This is a genomic window from Cellulosilyticum sp. ST5 (assembly GCF_046529625.1).
Taxonomy (GTDB): domain Bacteria; phylum Bacillota; class Clostridia; order Lachnospirales; family Cellulosilyticaceae; genus Cellulosilyticum; species Cellulosilyticum lentocellum.
In genome coordinates, this window is record NZ_CP132338.1 from 2,793,303 (window position 1) to 2,814,258 (window position 20,956).

A 20,956-nucleotide genomic window follows, 5' to 3' on the forward strand; every position below is an offset into this window, starting at 1 on the left:
ATATGTCAACTCTTTTATCCATTCATTATTTATTTAAACAGATAATAGTACTTTTTTGATTTTTTATAGTATAATTGTCTTGTATTTTTCTAAATTATCTATTTTTTAAAGGAGTGAGCTATTTGATTTGTAAAAACTGTGGTGCGAATAACCCTGCAGACGTTGTTACCTGTCCCTACTGTGGTACAGTAGATGATCAGGCTTTAATGGAAGTCAAAAAAATAGAACAGCAGGAAAAATTGCAAGCCCATTTAACCGCTAATAGTGACGAAATGATTACAAAAAAGGCTTCTAAAGTCTTTGGTCGTCTTACTATTGCTATTTGTGCTGTACTTAGTGTTATTATGATTGTGTTTGGTATAGTAACCTATTCTTGTGAACACCAAGAGGAATGGTATAGAAAATCACAAGTATCAGGCGCTAATTATAAAGCTAATTTAGAACGAATTAGCAACTATCTTGATAACAAACAGTATAGCCGCGCTCTTGCACTTGTTTATGCTACTTCTCCAGATTATAGTTCTCTTGATTATTATCCAGACTTTTATAAAGAACTTTTTATGATTGACTCCTACGCTTATTTTATATATGATATCCAAAACTATATTACTTATGATGACTCTTTATCTAGTATCGAACTCTCTACTTTTAAGTTAGAATATGCTAAAGATGTATATGATACTACTCCTACTAATGAACGCTGTGCTGCTATTAAAGAAGAGCTTAGTGAAAGTCTTGATTTATATCTAAGATATTATTATCGTCTAACAGCTGAAGAATTAGAAGAATTAAAAGAGATTCCTAATATCGAACAATTTCAAATAGAAGGTACGACTCACTTTGAAAATATCATTCAAGAAAGGATGGCTGAATATGAAAAAAACAACTAATCCTTTAAAATACATTATCATCATCATTACTTTTGTTATCATTTTTGTCGTAGTAATGATTAATCTCTATACTAAATATAAGGAAGTAGCTAGCCGATATGAATATAATTCTATTGCTAGTAGATTGAAAATGCTAGAATGGGATAAGGAAGATGGCTATCTTAAAAATGTAGCTAATAAGCTTTACATAGACCAAAACTTTGAATCAGATTTTGATGAATATTGGGAGTTTGCAACAATAGAATCTTGCTATTTACAGGGCTTAACTTTAAAAAGGGCTATTGCAGAGGGGGACACCTCTAGACGTACTCAACTAGACTTTTGTATTCAGAAGATTTCTGACTATGTTTCTACGGTAAATGATCAAAAGCTGAAAAACAATGCTAAAAGTTTTCTAAAATCACTTACTAATAATTAGCATATTATTCCTTAAGTGCTTAAGACTAATTCATTTTAATTATTCTTAGGTACTTTATTTAATTTTTCTTAAGATTTCTGTTGGATTTTTTAATACTTTATATGTTCTTTTTAAATCTATAGTATGCTAAAATTGAACCATTATCTGCGGAGGTATAGTCATGAAAAACTTTTGGAAAAACAATTCTTATTTAAAAGTTTCTTTATACGCTATTATGGTCGTAGTGGTGTCTATTCTTTTTTATCGTATTTCTTCTAATACAGATAATATTGCACCCTCGATTTTAGCTTTCTTTAAAGGAATTATTAGTATTATCGCCCCAATCTTATATGGATTACTCATTGCTTATTTATTTAATCCTATAATGATTTTCTTTGAAAATTATTTTATTAAATGGTTTAAACCTTCTACTGTGAATCAGAAAAAAGCCATTCGTAGCATTTCAATTGTGGCTGTTTACATTTGTATTATAGGTACTGTTATCCTTATGTTCCGTTATCTTGTGCCACAAATCACAGAAAATATTAAAGATCTTTCTGTGGCCTTACCTGATTATGCTAATAACTTAGAAGAGAAAATTAATGCCCTTGAAAAATCCGTTAATCAAAGTATCTCTGGCTTACCTTATCAGTTAGATACTTCTCAAGTTTTTACGATGATTGATCCTGCTAAATACCTTAACACTGACTTTCTTGGAAATATCGTAAGTAATTTAATGGGACAAGCTATGAGCATTGTTTCTTCCTTATTTAACTGGGTTATGGGACTTGTGATCGCTTTTTATGTACTTATGCAAAAAGAGTCATTTTCTTATGGTACTAAACGTCTATGCTATACTCTTCTTAGCCGTCAAAAAGCTGATAAACTTATTGCTGTCTTTTCAGAAGGACATGAAATCTTTATTAAATTCTTTGTAGGTAAATTTATCGATTCCTTTATTATTGGTGCCATTTGTTTTGTAGGCCTATCTATTCTAGATAATCCTTATGCGATTCTATTGTCCTTCATTGTAGGTGTACTTAATATGATTCCTTACTTTGGACCACTATTAGGCGCTATTCCTGCTGTTATCATTACACTTTTTACTGGTTTTATGCCAGCTGTTGTCGTCGGTATTTTTATTTTCCTTCTTCAACAATTTGACGGACTTGTATTAGGTCCAAAAATCTTAGGCGATTCTATCGGACTAAGTCCATTTTGGATTATCTCAGGTATCTTAATAGGTGGTGCACTTTGGGGCCCTCTAGGTATGTTCTTCGCTTCTCCTATTATCGCTGTACTCCTTAAGAACCTTAATCGCTATATGGACCGTGTATTAAGCCAGAAGGATGTTCATCTAGACCCCATTCCTGTAGATACTCCATTGCCTTCTGAGGAGAAGCCTGTAAAAGTAGGTAAAAATAAAACTAAATAGATGAAACTAAGCAAATAAAATATAATAAATAAAAACGCTGATTTCCTTACATAAGGAACATCAGCGTTTTATTTACTATGCTATTTATTTTAAAGCATACTATTGATTTTTTGTTCTAAAACTGTTTTTGGAACAGCACCTACTACTTGATCTACTACTTCACCATTTTTAATGAAAAGAATCGTTGGAATGCTCATAATATTGTATTTAGAAGCAGTTCCACGATTTTCATCTGTATTCACTTTCCCAATACGTACTTTTCCTTCATAATCGCCTGCTAACTCATCAATAACTGGAGCCATCATTTTACATGGTCCACACCAATCAGCGTAGAAATCTACTACTACTGGAATTGAAGATTCAAGTGCATCTGTTTTAAAATTATCATCTGTAAATTTATATGCCATATTTATTTCCTCCTTATAGACGTATATATATGTCTAGTTGATTTTTATACTATAATATAAGGTTAGTTTATTATATCTTGTCATTAAATGCAACATATAATTATTCTTAGTTAGTATATCTTACTTTTCATATTCTATGCATGAGAGGAGAAAAAAACTTTTTTAATATATCGTCATTATAATTGATTACTGACGTGGATTAACTGCTTCTAGGCGGTTAATCGTGAAGCCTAGCTCTGAGAATTTTTTTTCGTATTCTGTCATAATGTTATCTTCCATGCCACTGTTATGAAGGTCCAAAGTTACATTTTTCATAAGCCAGCCACTAACTGAAAATTCTTCGATTGAAAAAGCAAAAAGGCCTTTGTTATCTGTTTTAAAGTGGATTTCTCCCTCTTTTTTTAGAATATCAGCATATTTTTCGAGAAAACCTCTGTAAGTTAACCTTCTATTAGCATGTCTTGTTTTTGGCCATGGATCAGAGAAATTAAGGTATAGACGTTCTACCTCTCCTATTTCAAAAATTTCTTTACAATTACTAACATCAAAATATAAGAATCTTAAATTACTTGGGGTTTCTTCTGATAAATTTGCTTTTTTACATGCTTTATACACAACTGTCTCTGCTCTTTCAGCTGCAATATAATTAATGTGTGGATTTCTTTTGGCTAGTTCTGTAATAAAACCGCCTTTTCCACATCCAAATTCAACATGAATAGGGTTATTATTGCCAAATACTTCATGCCATTTTCCTCTAAAGCTTTCAGGATTTAATACAACTCTTTCATCTTGTGCTAAATACTCAGGTGCTCTATTATCTCTTCTTAAGCGCATGGGTTATTCCTTCCTCTTCTATATGAAACTCACCAGTATCATGATTTTTCGTTTTTGTCATACTTAACTATTATAATAAGTCCATGACTTAAAAGCAATATATCTAAATTTGGTAGGTCTCTGAGGAACATCTCTTTTGAACTCTCTCATTTAGTGAAAGTAATTTTCCCCTCTTGATAGCTTACTTTATATCCTAAATTTTCACCTACAAAACGTATAGGTAAATACGCTGAGCCTTTATAAAGTTCTACTTTAGCTCCCTCTATTGTTAATACGGTTTCGCCATTTTTAACTGCCTTATTGTAATATAAGGGAAGCTCTAAGGTCACAGCGCCTGAATCAATATAAGCCACCTTATGCTGCGGAGCATATGATACACTAATACCCAATGCATTTCCTAATGCACGAACCGGTAAAAAGGTCTTTCCTTCTACACTCATAATAGGTGCGCTTAACTCTATTTTTTTATTTCCTAAATAGAAATCCACCTCTGGAAAAGTCATTTTACTTGCGTCTGATACTTGCTTCTTTTCTGTACTCATTATTTTTTGTACTGCTTCGCTTAGTTTGTATTCCTTCTCTTCTGCCCCTAGAATCGTTCCTTGAAATAATGTTACTCCCAATAAAATTACACCTAACTTTTTTAACCGCATGCTTTTTCCCCCTTTAATATAAATCATAGATGTCCTTTTTCTTCCGATCACTAAAAAATTAATAATAAAGCATTTTATTATTAGCCTGTACTTTTTTATTTTATCATACACTAAATATTCTGTTAATAACAATTAACAGTTTTCATGAATATCCTATCTACTTGCCTTTCTGCTGTCTCTCTCTTTTTCCATGAGCTTTTGTATCAAATAAGAAAAAAACTATCACACAATATCGTAATCGTGTGATAGTCTTAGTGCATTTTACTCTTTCACCTTTACTGTGGCATTGTACCACTTACGACTGCATCATTGTAAAGTACAACAGCCCCATTACTGTAAGAGTAATCATTACTTTGGTCAAAGTTTGACCAATTCGTATTTGTTAATCGCCCTTCTATTTCCAGAGTATCTCCTACTTCTAGGTCATATCCAACCTTTTCGAAAGTTAGCTCTAAATACGTGTCAGCACCATTAACAGGTGTATCTAAGTTAACAACTTTATAAGTTATATCACTTGTTAACGCTGCATACCAAGGTGCTTTATTAAAGGTCATGCTTGCATGGTCACAGAAATAGGTTTGCCCCACATTCCCCTCTTTAGTGAAATAGTAACGTACACTTAAAGCCGCTAAATCAACTGACTCACCTTCTGTATTTTTCATTATTATTTTTCGACCTATTGTGTTGCTAGTAATTGACTCACTTCCTTGCATTTTAAAACTAAAACCTTCTAAGTCACTTACCACTACTGGTAATTTAATTTGCATTGTTACAGGCTTACCTTCTTTTTCCTCTCCATTTGCTAAGGTAGCAACTGCTTTAAATGTTACTGTTAAGTTACCACTAGCTCCGCCTTTAGATGGCGTATTATAAAGCGTTGTATAGGTTAGTCCACTGCCTTCTCCTAGCTTTTCATTATTAGCATAAATAGCAATCTTCGTCACAGCTTCATTTTCACTAACGGCTGTCACTGGTATACTTACACTTCCTTTAGTAGCATCCACTATACTTCCTTCTGCAGGCTCTATAAGTTTTACAACAAGGGCTTCTGGCATGCGATATACAACAGTTATAGTAACAGGCTTACTTGTGATTGTTGTACCATTTGCCAAATGAGCTTTTGCACTAAAAGCAATTTTCCTTTGTTCAACGTTAGAGATATTATCTGCCACATAATCAAAAGTATATGGTGCATTTTGAACTTCTCCAATTTGAATACCATCTGCATAATAAGCAATACTTGTAACAGATTCTTCTCCAGCACCAACAATTGCTTCTAATGTAATAGGCTTTTCTCCTTCTATGTAGCTTATTGTACTACCTTCAACAGGTGTATTAATACTCACATTATAACTTGTAGGCTCTTTGCCAAATACTTTCTCACCATTTAAATAAACAGGCACATACTCTGTAAGTACTTCTACCTTTGTTAAACCTTCATGACTCCAGTCATTTGTAAAATCCCAATGTACCTTATACTGACTATCTTGAGCTGGCACAAGGCCAAAATGAATTTCACGATTACCATGAAAACTATTTTGAGACCAGTCTAATTCTATATAAGCAATATTTTTTTCCTCATCCCACATAAAAGGTCCATTGATATTGGTTTTAACACCATCCACAATACTTGCTTGGTCATACATTACTTGCACTGATAATTCTTTTAAACTTTGCCCTGCCTCTACCATCTCAGAAATATCAAAGAAATACCTAGCTTTTAGTCCACTTTCAAAACTTGGTGGGCAGCTGGTATCATTATGAATTTTCACTGTTATTTGAGAACGCTCACTATTTTCTTGTTCAATCTTTGCTGTAGCATAAAATGGACGTTCATCTTTTTCCTCCGGTGGAAAGTTTTCTAGAGGTGCTTGTCCTTTTCCATAAAGCTCATAAAGTCCGGCAAGGGCACCTACAAAACCTGCATTATAATCGATTGCCACTTCATTATAGACATAGTCTGTAATATCATCTTTATGATAATCATCTCCATCTGGTCCACCTACTAAAGCACCCCAAAGTGTATGTCTCTCTACTACGGGCTCAAGCATACTATTGGTTAATGAACCATGTGCTGCGCGGTGGTGTGGATAAATAGCAGAGATATCAGAGTATCCTACTTCATAACAGCGGTTCATCGGATTATCTCCTAATAAATAGTCCATTTGTGATTTACACCACTTAGTAAAATCACTATTGGCTTTATACTTATTATAAACAAGTGCACATAGTTGAGCTGTTGTTTCATACCTTGCAGATCCCCAAGTGCTTACTACCTTATAGCCTGCTGGTGTACTTGCCATGTAAGTGGTATCATTAGGATTTTCATGTGGCACACCTGACCAGTATTCAATATTCCATCTAAAAAAGTACCAATGCTCAGGATTATTGGTAAGTGGTGCTAATTTAGCAAACACACCTCCCCAAACCGTATCCCACGAATGTACCCAAATATTTTGCCAAGTACTTGAGGTTGTACTAATAATACGACTCATATAGCCTGTATAAGCGCCATTTGCATCTACAGCTGTAATATCCGTAAGATAAGATTTATCTCCCGTAGCAATGCTTAGCCATACAGCTGCCCAAGACATCTCATCCTCATCATAGCTTGAATTATAAAATCCTCCTGAAAAACCAAGTCCTCTATTTTCTTTTGCAAATTCATAGAGTGCCTCGGCTGTTTCTAAGCTTTTCTCTGCATAAACAGGGTCAGAATCCTTAAAGTTTAAGTAGTTAATAGCAAGTGAAGCTGCTGCTCCTGCACATTGGTCACTAGCAGGTGTCTGTGCTGATGCAAAAAAGGCCGGTCTGGCTGTTTTTTGAAGTTCAGGTGGTCCCCAATAATTATGGTCTGTTGTACCATCTCCTACTTGATAAGCAAAAGCAACAACTTCACCCTCACTATTTTTAAAGGTACAACGCATAAAATAATCATTAAACCATCTTAAAATACTTTCAATATGCTCCTTCTCTCCAATTGCTACATAAGACTCTTTAAATTCATAGTACCCCCACCCTAATGTAGAGCCAGAATAACTTTGAGGTAATCCAAATTTTACATGATCTCCTGCATCATGAAAACCACCACTTAGGTCTACAGTGCCATCTCCATCAGGATCTAAAGCCTCCTTATTTTGTTTAATGAAACTGGCTGATAGATTAGTTCCCATGCCTGTCACATCATCTTTGGGTACTAAGGGAACAAACTTGTCCTCTGTATGACAATCTCCACGCCAAGTTAATTCCCCTTCACCTACACCGGACCCACATTTGTTTGCATCATAGAAATACATGGATTTTTGGAAAGCTTCAGCATAGTTAAAGGGTGGTTCTACAGGGCCTGCAATAATAGGCATACTAACACCTAGATTGAGTACCATAGAAGTTGCCATTAAGCTGACCATAATTTTTTTATACCTTTTGTTCATAAAACTCCCTCCTTTGTATTTTCTAAATATTTTGTACTTTAATCCTATCACTGCTACCTTTACTGTAAATATATTTTGTATACTATGTAAAATATCTACACTTATTGTGTAAGTTTGTAAAATAAAAAAGTAGTATAACTAAAAGGTCTCTGAGAAATATGCCTCTCGATGACCTTTAGTTATACTACTTCTACTCTCTCATTCATTTAATCTATCCCTAATCTTCATTCCAAATCTCATTACTACTCTAAATATTATCCTTTATTCTCCCAGCATCCACAAGATTGCTATCTCTAAGTACTCATTCCAGAACTTCCAGTCATGCACACCTTGGCTTTCTTTATAAGTTACATTCACCCCTTCTGCTTTTAAGAAATGATGAAAAGCTCTGTTTTCTCTTATTAAAAAGTCTTCTGTTCCACAAGCCATAAAGATAGGTTGAATCATTTCTCCCTTTTTCTTTCTTTCCTTCACTAGATATTCTGGATTATTTACACTTCTTTCTAACTGATTTAAATCTCCAAAAGTATTTACATAATAATCATAATCAGCTTTAGCATCTCTAAAACCTTCTTTTTTATTTTTAATATTATGTATGATGAGAGCTGATGATAAACCAAACATCTTTCCAAAGTTCTCTGGATATTGAAGCCCTGTATGGATTGCACCAAAGCCCCCCATAGATAAACCACCAATAAAGGTATCTTCCTTTTGATTAGATAGCCCAAAAGTTTTTCTAATATAGGTCACTAATTCTTGACCTGTAAACTGTCCATAGGCCCTTCCTGTTCCTTTTCCATCTAAATAAAAGCTATTTTCTCCAGAGGGCATGACTATTGCAAGGTTATATTTGATTGCCATCTCCTGGGCCAGACTTCCCAACATCCAATCTACAGTGTTCCCTGAAAAGCCATGAAGTAAATACAAGGTTTTAGTTGCTCTTTCATAATGCTTATTACCCTGTATCATTCCTGATGGTACATCATTAGGTAAAATGACATGAATTGTATTACTCCTCATAAGTGAGTTTGAAAAAAAGTTGACTTGTAGTAATGCCACAATCTTACTCCTCTCATTCGTGAATTTTATAAGGCTAATCTTTTATCTATGGTAGCACATGGATATAGGACTGTCTTATTAAGCATTTCGGCTTATAGTGATTATTCATTAAGGCCATTTCATTTGATTTAGCCCAACAAATGATATATTAATAAGGAATATGCTTTTAGTGGGACAGTCCCATAGATCTATCAGCTCATCAGCTATATACTTTTTATAATGTCACCTGCAAATTGCATTAAATAAGGCGCTGCTGCTTCTCCATATGCTTCAACTATTTTTACAATGGCACTACCTACAATAATGCCATCAGCATAGTCTTTTAATAAAGTCGCTTGTTCTTTGGTAGAGATGCCAAAACCTAAGGCAGTTGGTATAGTGCAGTGCTCTTTAATATTTTCAAAAAAGCTTCCTAAATCAGTTTCTATGCTTTCTCTCGTACCTGTTACACCCAGAGAAGAAACACAGTATAAGAAACCTGTAGCCGTTTCACATATGGCCTTTATACGTTCTCCCGAAGTAGGTGCCACTAAAGCGATTAAATCTACTCCGTTTGCTTTTGCATAGCTATTAAACTCTTCCTTTTCTTCTAAAGGCACATCTGGAATAATAATGCCATCCACGCCTACTTCCTGACATCTCTTAAAGAAGCTCTCTATTCCGTAGTGATGAATGGTATTCGCATACATTAAAAATACCAGTGGAATCTTCGTTTTTTCTCTTACTCTTTCTACTAGTTCAAAAACAGCTTCTAAACTAAAACCCTTTGCCATAGCCCTTAAATTAGCTCTTTGAATGACTGGACCATCTGCTACTGGATCTGAAAAAGGAATACCAAGCTCAATAAGGGTACTTCCTGCTTTCTCTAAGGCATAGATAAATGCCTCTGTTGCTTCTATATGTGGGTCACCTACTGTAATAAAAGGAATAAAAGCCTTTTTTCCTTCTTCATGCTTTTTATCAAATGCAGCTTGTATATTACTCATGTACATCTACCCCCTTATATCTAGCAATAGCGGCTACATCCTTGTCGCCTCTTCCTGAAACATTGACTACAATGGTTTGATCCTTGCTCATGGTACCTGCTATTTTCATGGCATAAGCTATAGCATGAGAGCTTTCAATAGCCGGAATAATACCCTCTGTTTTTGAAAGATATTCAAAAGCAGCTACTGCTTCTTCATCAGTGGCAGGAACATAGGAAGCTCTTCCAGTATCAAAAAGATAAGCATGCTCTGGTCCAATCCCTGGATAATCAAGTCCTGCTGAAATGGAATACACAGGTGCAATACTGCCTTCCTCTGTTTGTAAGAAATAAGATTTCATGCCATGAAAAATGCCTACTTCACCCTTACTTAAGGTAGCTGCATGTTCTGTGGTATGAATACCATGCCCTGCTGCTTCTACACCTATAAGTTTTACTTCTTTATTGGGAATAAATTCATAAAAAGCGCCCATTGCATTACTGCCTCCACCTACACAAGCAATCACCACATCTGGTAATTTGCCTTCTGCTTCTAGCATCTGACTCTTCATTTCTTTACCTATAATACTTTGAAAATCTCTTACCATTTCTGGATAAGGATGAGGCCCCATAACAGAACCAATACAATAAAAGGTATCTTCTACTGTCCTGGTCCAATCTTGAAGTGCTGCATTAACTGCATCTTTTAAGGTTCTAGTGCCCGTTAAAACCGGTGTTACCTTAGCACCTAGAAGCTCCATACGAAATACATTAAGTGCCTGTCTAATGGTATCTTCTTCCCCCATAAACACCTCACAACTCATTCCCATAAGTGCTGCTGCTGTGGCTGTGGCTACGCCATGTTGACCTGCGCCTGTTTCTGCAATAATACGTTTTTTACCCATACGTTTTGCTAATAACACTTGGCCTAACACATTATTAATTTTATGAGACCCTGTATGATTGAGGTCCTCTCTCTTTAAATAAATCTTAGCACCACCTAAGTCCTTTGTCATCTTCTCTGCATAATAAAGTAAAGAAGGTCTACCCGTATACTTTGCAAAAAGTTCCTCTAGCTCTCTATTAAAAGCTTCATCTTCTTTATAATAGGCATAAGCTTCCTCTAATTCCTTCACAGCACTCATCAATGTCTCTGGGATATATTGTCCTCCGTAAATGCCATATCTACCTGTTTCTTTCATATCATTCTCACCCCATTTGATTCTTATTTTATTTTTTAATTTCTTTCATTACGCTTCATAAGCTCTATATTTTTGTATCAATTCACTCACTTTTATAGCATCTTTTACCCCATTAGTTTCTACACCACTGCTGACATCAATGGCAAACGGTTTCCATTTACAAGCTTCTTCTATATTATGAAGTCCTATCCCTCCAGCTAAGAAGTAAGACCTTTCAACTACCTCCAATAACTTCCAATCGAAGCTCTTGCCACTACCGCCATAAAGTCCTTCCTGATACGTATCAAAAAGTAGATAATCTGCCGTCACTTCTTGAATAAAAGGTAACAAATGCTTTAATTGCTTTTCATCCTTAATTCTCATAGCCTTAATCACGGGGATACTCACTTGCTGCTTTAGTTCCTTGATCATTTCTAAGGACTCGTCTCCATGAAGCTGAATGACATCAATAACCTTATCCTCGGCATACTGACCTATTACCTCAAGGCTTTCATTCACAAAAACTCCAACAGCCAAAATCGAAGGATTGAGTAATGCTTTTAGCTTCTTAGCTACCTCGTAATTAACCCGCCTTTTGCTAGGAGCCAAAATAAATCCCACATAATCAGGCCCATACTTATTCACAATTTTTACATCATTTTCAGACTTTAATCCACAAATTTTAATTTTACTCACATTTCTATCCCCTCTTGTTTCTCTCGTTGTGTCTAATAAGCTCCTTTAAATAGCTGTAGTTTCTCCACTCTATTAGGCGCAGTCATCAAACTTTCTCCTATTAATGCTGCATCACAGCCTATTTCTTTTAATAAAGCCATATCCTGAGTTGTATGAATGCCACTTTCAGCTACAAATACTTTGTCTTTAGGTACTAAAGCTCTTAGCTTAATAGAGGTTTCTAAACGTACTTCAAAGGTCCGTAAGTTTCTATTATTAACCCCTATTATCTCTGCCCCGGCTACTAACGCTATATCTACTTCCCTTTCATCATGGGTTTCTACGAGTGTTTGTAAATTCAAACTCTTAGCTAAGCTTAAATAACTCCTAAGCTGAGTTTCAGATAAAGCAGCTACAATAAGTAAGATAGCATCTGCTCCTATTGATTTTGCTTCATAGATTTGCCACTCATCAATAATGAAATCTTTTCTAAGAATAGGAAGTCTCACCTTTTCCTTAATAGTTGTCAAATAACGATTATCTCCCTGAAAATACTTAGGCTCAGTGAGTACTGATATAGCAGATGCACCTCCTATTTCATAGTCTTTAGCAATAGTTAGATAATCAAACTCCTGACATATTAAACCTTTAGAAGGAGAGGCTTTTTTTACTTCAGCAATAATATGGATGGACCTTTCATCTTCTCTTTTTAGTGCTTTCTTAAAATCCAAAGTAGCAAAGTTTTGAAACTCTATATCCCCCATTAACTGCGAAGTAGAATAGCGTTCTTTAAGTGCTGCTACTGCCCTTTTTCTATCCGCTATAATTTGATCTAGTATCATATGGCCTCCTTCACGAAGCTTTGTGTTGCTTTAATGAAAGCTTCTAATTTCTCCATAGCCTTGCCACTATCAATAAGCTCCTCTGCTAAGCTAATGCAGCTTTTCAAATCTTGATTTTCTAAAGCAGTATAAAGTGCCACACCTGCATTTAAAGCAACCATATCTCTTTTGGGTCCCTTTTCACCCTTTAAAATACTAAGGGCAATTGCCTTATTTTCCTCTGCCCCGCCCCCTGTTACTTCACTTAAAGGTGCTACGCTAAGCCCTAGACTTATTGGGTCAATGCTATAGCATGTAAGCTTCCCCTCTCTTACTTCACACACCTTAGTCTTACCGCTAATAGAGACTTCATCTACCCCATCTTCACCATGAACTACCATAGCTCTTTTCACTCCTAGGTTAAATAGCACCTTTGCCATAGGTTCTACTAAAGCCTCATCATAAACCCCCATCACTTGAAGATTGGCATAAGCCGGATTAGCTAAAGGCCCTAAGATATTGAAGATTGTTCTAACCCCTAAATCCTTCCGGGTCTTAGCCACATACTTCATGGCACTGTGATAAACTGGTGCAAACATGAAACAAATACCTATTTCTTTTAATACCTCTTCATTTTGTTCTTTGGTTAAGTCTAATTTCACGCCTAAGGCTTCTAGTACATCTGCACTACCACATTTACTAGAAACACTGCGATTTCCATGCTTAGCTACCTGAATACCTGCTGCTGCTACCACTAAGGAAGCTACCGTAGACACATTAAAGGTATTTGTACAATCTCCTCCTGTCCCTACAATATCAATAAGATTACCTTCTCCCTTCAGCTGCAAACACTTTTCTCTCATACCTTTGGCACTGCCTGTAATCTCTTCTATGGTTTCTCCTTTCATACGAAGAGCAGTTAAATAGCTTCCTATTTGTGCTTCTGAAGCTTCTCCACTCATAATCCAATCCATTGCTAAAGTGGCTTCTTCGATGCTTAAGTTTTTACCTTCTAACACTTTTTTTGCTATTTCATTCATAAACTACACCTCCAAAAAGTTTTTGATTATTTTTTTACCTTCAGGCGTTAAGATGGACTCTGGGTGAAACTGAAGTCCAAAGGTTGGATGACTTTCATGTTTAAGAGCCATAATAGCTCCTTCTTTATCCTCTGCTACTACAACAAGTTCTTTTGGCAAGCTCTTTCTCTCCACAATAAGGGAATGATATCTACCAACTAGAAGCTCCTCCGGTAATTCACTAAAAAGCTTACAGCTCTGATCCACCTCAATATAACTGGTTTTACCATGTAAGATTTCTTTTGCTCTCATTACCTTCCCACCAAAAGCTTCTCCTATAGCTTGATGTCCAAGACATACCCCTAAGATAGGTACCTTCCCACTAAAATACTTAATCGCCTCTAAAGAAATGCCTGCGTCTTTAGGATACTTAGGTCCCGGAGAGATGACTAAATGACTAGGCTTTAACTTTTCTATTTCAGAAAGCGTGATCTCGTCATTTCTAAAAACTTTTATATCTTCATTCATGCTTCCTATAAGCTGATAAAGGTTATAAGTAAAGCTATCATAATTATCAATCATTAAAATCATAAAATCTCCCTCACCTTCTTCATGGCTTCTAATACGGCTGCTCCTTTATTAACACTTTCCTCATATTCCTTTTCTGGAATGGAATCTAGTACAATACCACCACCTGCTTGAATATAAGCATAACCGTCTTTTTTCACAACTGTACGAATAGCAATGCATGTATCTAAATTACCATCGTAGCCAATATAGCCAATAGCGCCTCCATAAACACCTCTTCTTGATTCTTCTAGCTCTTCAATAATCTCCATAGCCCTTACTTTAGGTGCTCCTGACAAAGTCCCTGCTGGTAAGATGGAACGAATCGCATCTATGCTTGTTAAACCTTTCTTAAGCTTTCCTTGAACCGTACTGGTGATATGAGTCACATGAGAGAACTTTTTAAGCACCATATAATCTATAACTTCTACAGTATTAAATTCACTAATGCGTCCTAGATCATTTCTAGCCAAATCCACTAACATGTTGTGTTCAGCTAATTCTTTAGTGTCTTTTAATAGTTCTTCATCTAACAATGCATCCTCTTCTGGGGTCTTACCTCTGGGTCTTGTTCCTGCAATAGGCATGGTAGTCACTACACTACCTTGCACTTTTACTAAGGTTTCTGGTGAAGCCCCTGCCAGCTGCAGATCATCGAACTGCATTAAATACATATAAGGTGAGGGGTTAATGGTCCTAAGTACCCTATAAACATCAAATAAATTACTTTCTAGTTTTGCTTTGAAAACCTGTGAGAGAACAACTTGAAAAATATCTCCATTGCGAATGTATTCTTTGGCTTTTTCTACACGTTTCATAAAAGCTTCTTTGCTGGTGTTACTTTCAAAGCTTAACTCTTCTTCAAATTGCACCTTTCTACGTTTAGTCGGTCTACTAATGAACTCTGCTAATTCTTCTAACCTTCTTTTACCTTCACTATAAGCTTCCTCTATAGCTCCACTCTTAGTATCTACGTTGAAAATAAGAATGAGTTTTTGTTTAAAGTGATCAAAAGCAATGATCTCATCGAAAAACATAAGTTTCATATCAGCAGCCTGAAGTTCGTCTTTATTACTTAACTTCAGCTTCTCTACATATTTCACAGTTTCATAGCCAAAGTAGCCTACCGCACCGCCTGTAAAAGGTGGCAAACCTTCTAGCTTTGGTGCTTTATAGCCTTCTAAAATCCCCTTTAATACCTTCAAAGGATTTTCCTCACTACAGCTCACTTTCTCTCTAGTCACATAAAAGCTTTTACCATCCTTTACGAAAAAATTGGCTTTTGGATTGCAACCAATAAAGGTGTATCTAGCAATCTTTTCGCCGCCCTCGATGCTTTCTAACATAAAATAACGATCATACTCTTCCTTAATCCTACTGAGTATTGCAATAGGCGTTTGAAAATCCATATACATCTCTAAACGAATAGGGATTTTGTTATACTTCTTGGCTAAAGCCTTTACTTCTTCTAAACTTGGTTTAAATATGTCCGGTCTTTTTAATTGGGTTTCGCTCATTATTACTCCTCCTTTTCGTTCATAACCTTAATCACTGGCTTTTTTTGGGGTTTGCATTGATTATCAAATCAAATATAAACTAGGAATAATGGCCTCTTATGAGAGAGAAGTAAGCCTGTAAACCAAATAAAAAACGCCCATCCTGGATGAAAAATCATCAAGGATGAGCGTATAGTTAGTCTATGCCCACGGTACCACCTTGCTTCGTATGAAAAAATCATACGCACTTATGCAGAATGCCATCACATTCCTCACCCGTAACGGAGGTGCATCGTCATAAGATACTTAGAGACTTGCTCTTTTCATTATGCCCTCAGGAGTCCATTTGTCTAATTCGTTTACTGCTAGGTTTCCACCACCCCTAGCTCTCTGGAAGTTCGTGATTAGTTTTATCTCTCCCTCATAGGTTTTTAAGGTCTATTTGATTAATATCTAATATAGACTTATTTTTTAAAAAATTCAATACTTTTTATTTTATTTTTTAATATTATTTTTATTAAATGTATTTTCTCTTTAAATATCATATATATCAGAGAATTCAATGTTACATTTTTCTTCTATTTGTTGACTTGTACTTCCATAATAAATATCTTTCTCATCTGAAATCTGCACGATAGGGATTTCAAAGATAAAGCTAGAGCCTTTATTTAGTTGACTCTTCGCCCAAATGCTTCCCTCATGCAATTCCACCAAATATTTACTCACTGTAAGCCCAGTACCACTACCCTCACATTTTCTATTAAGTGAGGTATCAATCTTTGCGAAACGTTTAAATATGTACTCTAATTCTGTTTTTGGAATACCAATACCATTATCTTTCACTGTAACTCTTACCTTATTATCCTTTACTGTTAAACTTACTCGTACTTTGCTGTCATCTTTCCTATATTTTATCGTATTAGATAACAAGTTAAGCATAATTTGTTCAATAGCTGATGGATCACAAGCTGTTATTAACTCTTGTATATCTGTGTCAAAGGTTATTTTAACTTTGGTACTTTGCATATGGTCTGCTACTGCCAAGCTAATTTGCCTAACTATACTTACAATATCACAGTTTATAAAATTTAACCGATATTCATCTGATTCCAGCTTTGCTATTTCAGTCAAATTTCTAATCAGTCTTAACAACCGATACACATTACGCTGAATAATTTTATCATGTCGTTTAAGAATATTTAACTCTATTCCTTGCCCATTCTTTTCTAGCGCACTCTTTATTTCTTCAGATTCTAACTGCAATGTCATATAAATGACATTAAGAGGTGTCTTTAATTCATGAGACATATTAATAAGAAATTCATCTTTTAACATTTCTAACTCTTCTGCTTCTCGCTTAGCTAGGCGTTCTTCTTCTTGTTCTTTTTGCAGGGTAATATCTCTCCCTGTAAGCAAATGAATTTTTTTATTAGCTATATATTTACCACGCCACTCGATCCACTTATATTTTCCATCTTTACACTTACATTTTGCTATATTTGTAGCTACTTGCCCACTTGCTTTACACTCATTGATGGCTGTGATAATTTGAACAGCATCAGGAGAATCAATAAACTCCACATAGTTCTTTTTTAACACCTCGGACTCTTCCCACCCTAAGATATCCTGAAAACCATTATTACAACTAATAATCTCTAAATGCTCATTTAATATAGCATGTATGTCTGTTGCTATGTTTAAGAAGGTTTGAAGCTCTTGTTCTAACGCTTGGTATCGTTTTAGTTTTTCCGATGAATGTTGATGTACTATTGATTTTTGTGCATTGCAAAATTGAGTTTTTGCTACCTGATCTGTAATTAGCAATTGGTCATTTAATTGATCAAAAATATTAAACACGAAACCCCTCCTTTTCCCTTTCCCCTAGTTTATCTATATTTTATCAGTGAATTCTTTATTTTCCTATGATTATATACAATATCGTCCTATTTTTTGTTTTAATTTACAGTTTTTATAAAAATACTATATTTTACTTAGTTCTTCAACTTTTTTTGTGATTTTGGAGGCTCCTATAAATATAAACTTCTATTAGGATTACTAAAATTTTTATCTATATTATTGTTTTGTTTCACACATACTAGAGTTAAGACATAGAAAGGAGCTTTTATATGAAAGCAGGTATCAAATGGTTAATCGGCATAGTTGCCCTTGTTCTTATTATTATTTTTGTAGGAGTTGGTTTTTATAACAGCTTAGTCACACTTGAGCAAGATGTGGATACTGCTAAAGCTAATATAGATACTCAGCTCCAGCGTCGCTCGGATTTAATTCCTAATTTAGTCAATACTGTTCAAGGTTATGCCTCACAAGAAAAGGAGATTTTTACGCAAATTGCAGATGCTAGAACTCAGCTTGCTGGTGCAACTAATGTAGCCGAAGAAGCAACTGCAGATAGAGCTTTATCTAGTGCTTTATCTCGCCTACTTTTAATTGTTGAAAACTATCCAGATCTAAAATCCAATCAAAACTTTAGAGATTTATCAGTTCAATTAGAAGGTACTGAGAACCGTATTGCTATTGCAAGACAAGATTATAATACTGCTGTTACTAGATACAATACCACGAGAAGAAGATTTCCAAATAATATTATTGCCGGCTTATTTAATTTTGAGCCTAGAACTTTATTTGAAGCAAGTAGCGGTGCTCAGGAAGTCCCTACTGTAGACTTTAATCGTTAGTCATGAAAATAAAAGGGGCATTGAAGCGATTTTCTTCTCTGGTTTTACTTGGTATACTCATTTTTAGCAGTTTTCAGCTTAAAGCAGCTTATCGCTTTCCTGAGCCTACACCTAATAAGTACGTCAATGACTATGCAAGTGTAATCGATGAAGCATCCGCAAGGCAGATGATTGACTTAGGCTATGAACTGGAACAAAAAACAGGAGCACAAGCCATTATTGTAACTATTTCTAGCTTAGATGGTGCACCTATTGAAGATTATGCTAATCAACTTTTTCGCTCTTGGGGTATTGGACAAGCTCATAAAGACAACGGGCTTCTTATTTTATTAGCTATTAATGATCATAGTTGGCGTATTGAAGTAGGTCGCGGTCTAGAGGGAGCCATACCTGATATCCTAAGTAATCAAATTATGCAAGAACTAGCTAAACCTGAATTTGTACAAAACAATTATGGCGTTGGCCTTGCTAAAGCTTATAGTAAATTCTGCGATACTATAGGTACCGAATATAATGTAACCCTTACTCACTCTCTAGGTGTAGCCTTACCAGAAAGTACCACCGCACCTATCAGTCACAGAAATGGCTATATCGGTACACTAACTATTATTCTCTTTGTTATTATTGACCTTCTTTTTAATAGAGGACGTATTTTTTCTTTTATTTTACAAATGCTCTTTTGGAATAACTTCTATAACAGAGGTGGTCCTAGAGGAGGTAGTGGTGGTGGAGGCTTTGGAGGCTTTGGTGGTGGCTCCTCAAATGGTGGAGGTTCTTCTGGTAATTGGTGAGTGACACCATCCATTTATAATAAGAAAAAGCTTTTTTTTAAATACAATATAAAAAGGACTATAACATGTCCCTTAATCGGGCGATAGTATAGTCCTTCTCTATTTCTAGCAATGTATCATAAAATTCATGTCCTAACAACTAAGAAAGCCACTGAGTACACTAGCTATTCATTTATCTCAGTATAGCCATGATAAATTTTCTATGATGTTGCATTTAATTTCTTTTGTATAATCTTTTTATATGAAAGCACGAAACAAATAACTGTTGTTGTGGCAGCTAATGTATCTGCAATAGGTTCTGCATAGAAAATCCCATTAAATCCTAATCCTAATGGAAGAATGAGTACTAATGGCACAAGTAAAATGACCTTTCTTAATAATGCTAAGAATAAAGAAATTTTTGCTTGCCCAAGAGCTATAAAGGTTTGTTGGCAAGCCATCTGTGCACCCATTACCCAAATCATACTAAGGAAAATACGCATACCCCAAATCGTCATCTCTGTTAATTCCGGTTTATCATTAAATAAACTCACGAAGAAACCTGGGAAAATCATAACCATTGCCCACAATGTTAAAGCCATTGTTACAGAACTAATAAATAATACTTTAAAAGTCTTTTTAACACGGTCCATATTATTAGCCCCATAATTATAACTAATAATAGGCTGGGCACCTTGTGCTAAACCTGAAATAGGCATGAGCATCACTTGAAGCACACTAGAAATAATCGTCATAGCACCTACTGCCGTATCGCCATATGCTTCTCCCCCTACTTTACTGCCGTAGATAAATAAACTTTTATTAAGCACAATATTAACAAGACTTTCTGTAGCTTGCATAATAAAAGGCGCTACACCTAATGCTACAATAGGTAATAAAATCTTTTTACTTATTTTCATGTTGCTTTTTCTAATTTTTAATTTTGTCTTTTTTCCAAGCAAAAACCACATTACCCATACAGCAGATATGGTTTGAGAAATAATAGTTGCTATAGCAGCTCCTTTTACTCCCATTCCAAATCCAAAAATAAAAATAGGATCTAAAATAATATTACTAATAGCACCAATTAAAACGGTAGCCATACCCATTCCTGCAAACCCTTGAGTATTAATAAAAGGATTCATTCCTAAGGCTAATTGGACAGATATAGTTCCCAACAAATAAATACTTAAATAATCATTGGCATACCCAAAAGTATTACTACTAGCTCCAAACATCATCAAAAGAGGTCCTTTAAAGCTATAGAAAAATACCATTAAGATGGCCGAAATAACTAAAAGTGCTGATAAGCTATTTCCTAAAATCTTTTCTGCTTCCGCCTTTTTACCCTCCCCCATTTTAATAGCGGCACAAGGTGCTCCACCCATACCAATAAGTGAACTAAATGCTGTAATAAGCATTAATATAGGGAAAGTAAGCCCTATTCCTGTTAATGCTAAATCCCCTGTTTCAGGGATACGCCCAATGTAAATTCTATCAACGATATTATAAAGGGCATTAATAATCTGTGCTAAAATAGCTGGCACAGCTAACTTAAAAAGTAATTTCCCAATTGACCCCCTGCCTAGGTCATTGCTTGCTGTTTCCATCCTTTTCCCTCCTCGTGATTATTATTATGTCATCTATGCACTAATTTTCAT

Annotated in this window: 19 protein-coding genes; 5 read left to right on the top strand and 14 right to left on the bottom strand. The window is 35.2% G+C overall.

The window, feature by feature from the left end; translation table 11 throughout:
* Positions 1-122: 122 nt before the first annotated feature.
* The 3 genes from QTL86_RS13925 to QTL86_RS13935 all read left to right on the top strand — a co-directional run bounded on the left by QTL86_RS13925 (position 123) and on the right by QTL86_RS13935 (position 2,722).
* The gene (locus QTL86_RS13925; protein ID WP_190283519.1) at positions 123-890 is read left to right on the top strand and encodes a zinc ribbon domain-containing protein; all 768 of its coding nucleotides are present in this window, start codon (positions 123-125) and stop codon (positions 888-890) included.
* Positions 874-1,308, top strand: a complete 435-nt coding sequence (locus QTL86_RS13930; RefSeq protein WP_127065736.1) for a hypothetical protein — start codon at positions 874-876, stop codon at positions 1,306-1,308. Before QTL86_RS13925 ends, QTL86_RS13930 begins: the two co-directional genes overlap by 17 nt.
* A 160-nt stretch (positions 1,309-1,468) precedes the next feature.
* Positions 1,469-2,722 carry an AI-2E family transporter gene (locus QTL86_RS13935; protein ID WP_127065735.1) on the top strand — a complete coding sequence of 418 codons (1,254 nt, stop codon included), beginning with the start codon at positions 1,469-1,471 and terminating at the stop codon, positions 2,720-2,722.
* 89 nt (positions 2,723-2,811) lie between these two features.
* Here the strand turns inward: QTL86_RS13935 and trxA are convergent, their stop codons facing one another.
* The 13 genes from trxA to QTL86_RS14000 all read right to left on the bottom strand — a co-directional run bounded on the left by trxA (position 2,812) and on the right by QTL86_RS14000 (position 17,686).
* Entirely contained in the window at positions 2,812-3,129 is a 318-nt protein-coding gene (gene trxA / locus QTL86_RS13940; RefSeq protein WP_127065734.1) for a thioredoxin, read from the bottom strand.
* Positions 3,130-3,315: 186 nt separating this feature from the next.
* The gene (gene trmB / locus QTL86_RS13945) at positions 3,316-3,963 is read right to left on the bottom strand and encodes a tRNA (guanosine(46)-N7)-methyltransferase TrmB (RefSeq protein ID WP_127065733.1); all 648 of its coding nucleotides are present in this window, start codon (positions 3,961-3,963) and stop codon (positions 3,316-3,318) included.
* Positions 3,964-4,109: 146 nt separating this feature from the next.
* Positions 4,110-4,616 (bottom strand): stalk domain-containing protein, encoded by a 507-nt coding sequence (locus tag QTL86_RS13950; RefSeq protein ID WP_190283518.1) that lies wholly within the window; start codon positions 4,614-4,616, stop codon positions 4,110-4,112.
* Positions 4,617-4,891: 275 nt separating this feature from the next.
* Positions 4,892-8,047, bottom strand: a complete 3,156-nt coding sequence (locus tag QTL86_RS13955; RefSeq protein ID WP_410495191.1) for a glycoside hydrolase family 9 protein — start codon at positions 8,045-8,047, stop codon at positions 4,892-4,894.
* Between the two features lie 261 nt (positions 8,048-8,308).
* A complete protein-coding gene (locus tag QTL86_RS13960) occupies positions 8,309-9,067 on the bottom strand; it encodes an alpha/beta hydrolase (RefSeq protein WP_410495192.1) in 759 nt (252 codons plus the stop codon).
* 242 nt (positions 9,068-9,309) lie between these two features.
* The gene (gene trpA, locus QTL86_RS13965; protein ID WP_410495193.1) at positions 9,310-10,092 is read right to left on the bottom strand and encodes a tryptophan synthase subunit alpha; all 783 of its coding nucleotides are present in this window, start codon (positions 10,090-10,092) and stop codon (positions 9,310-9,312) included.
* Complete coding sequence (trpB, locus tag QTL86_RS13970; protein ID WP_127065728.1) at positions 10,085-11,272, bottom strand: tryptophan synthase subunit beta; 1,188 nt, start codon at positions 11,270-11,272, stop codon at positions 10,085-10,087. The genes trpA and trpB overlap by 8 nt, the downstream gene beginning before the upstream one ends.
* A 48-nt stretch (positions 11,273-11,320) precedes the next feature.
* On the bottom strand, positions 11,321-11,947 hold the full coding sequence (locus QTL86_RS13975) for a phosphoribosylanthranilate isomerase (protein ID WP_127065727.1): 627 nt from the start codon (positions 11,945-11,947) through the stop codon (positions 11,321-11,323).
* A gap of 32 nt (positions 11,948-11,979) precedes the next feature.
* Positions 11,980-12,768 carry an indole-3-glycerol phosphate synthase TrpC gene (trpC, locus tag QTL86_RS13980; RefSeq protein ID WP_410495194.1) on the bottom strand — a complete coding sequence of 263 codons (789 nt, stop codon included), beginning with the start codon at positions 12,766-12,768 and terminating at the stop codon, positions 11,980-11,982.
* Positions 12,765-13,787: an anthranilate phosphoribosyltransferase gene (gene trpD, locus QTL86_RS13985; RefSeq protein WP_127065725.1), complete on the bottom strand. Its 1,023-nt coding sequence runs from the start codon at positions 13,785-13,787 to the stop codon at positions 12,765-12,767. Before trpD ends, trpC begins: the two co-directional genes overlap by 4 nt.
* A 3-nt stretch (positions 13,788-13,790) precedes the next feature.
* Positions 13,791-14,357 carry an anthranilate synthase component II gene (locus tag QTL86_RS13990; RefSeq protein WP_127065724.1) on the bottom strand — a complete coding sequence of 189 codons (567 nt, stop codon included), beginning with the start codon at positions 14,355-14,357 and terminating at the stop codon, positions 13,791-13,793.
* Positions 14,354-15,850 (bottom strand): anthranilate synthase component I, encoded by a 1,497-nt coding sequence (trpE, locus tag QTL86_RS13995; protein ID WP_190283517.1) that lies wholly within the window; start codon positions 15,848-15,850, stop codon positions 14,354-14,356. Before trpE ends, QTL86_RS13990 begins: the two co-directional genes overlap by 4 nt.
* Before the next feature lie 513 nt (positions 15,851-16,363).
* Positions 16,364-17,686, bottom strand: a complete 1,323-nt coding sequence (locus QTL86_RS14000; RefSeq protein WP_127065723.1) for a PAS domain-containing sensor histidine kinase — start codon at positions 17,684-17,686, stop codon at positions 16,364-16,366.
* Positions 17,687-17,955: 269 nt separating this feature from the next.
* On the opposite strand from QTL86_RS14000, the gene QTL86_RS14005 reads away from it, so the two are divergent.
* Together QTL86_RS14005 and QTL86_RS14010 are read left to right on the top strand one after the other, a co-directional pair.
* Entirely contained in the window at positions 17,956-18,525 is a 570-nt protein-coding gene (locus tag QTL86_RS14005) for a LemA family protein (RefSeq protein ID WP_127065722.1), read from the top strand.
* 2 nt (positions 18,526-18,527) lie between these two features.
* Positions 18,528-19,316, top strand: coding sequence for a TPM domain-containing protein (locus tag QTL86_RS14010; protein WP_127065721.1), 789 nt, complete (start codon positions 18,528-18,530; stop codon positions 19,314-19,316).
* Between the two features lie 200 nt (positions 19,317-19,516).
* Here QTL86_RS14010 and QTL86_RS14015 read toward each other — a convergent pair whose 3' ends face one another.
* On the bottom strand, positions 19,517-20,905 hold the full coding sequence (locus QTL86_RS14015; RefSeq protein WP_127065720.1) for an MATE family efflux transporter: 1,389 nt from the start codon (positions 20,903-20,905) through the stop codon (positions 19,517-19,519).
* Positions 20,906-20,956 lie beyond the last annotated feature (51 nt).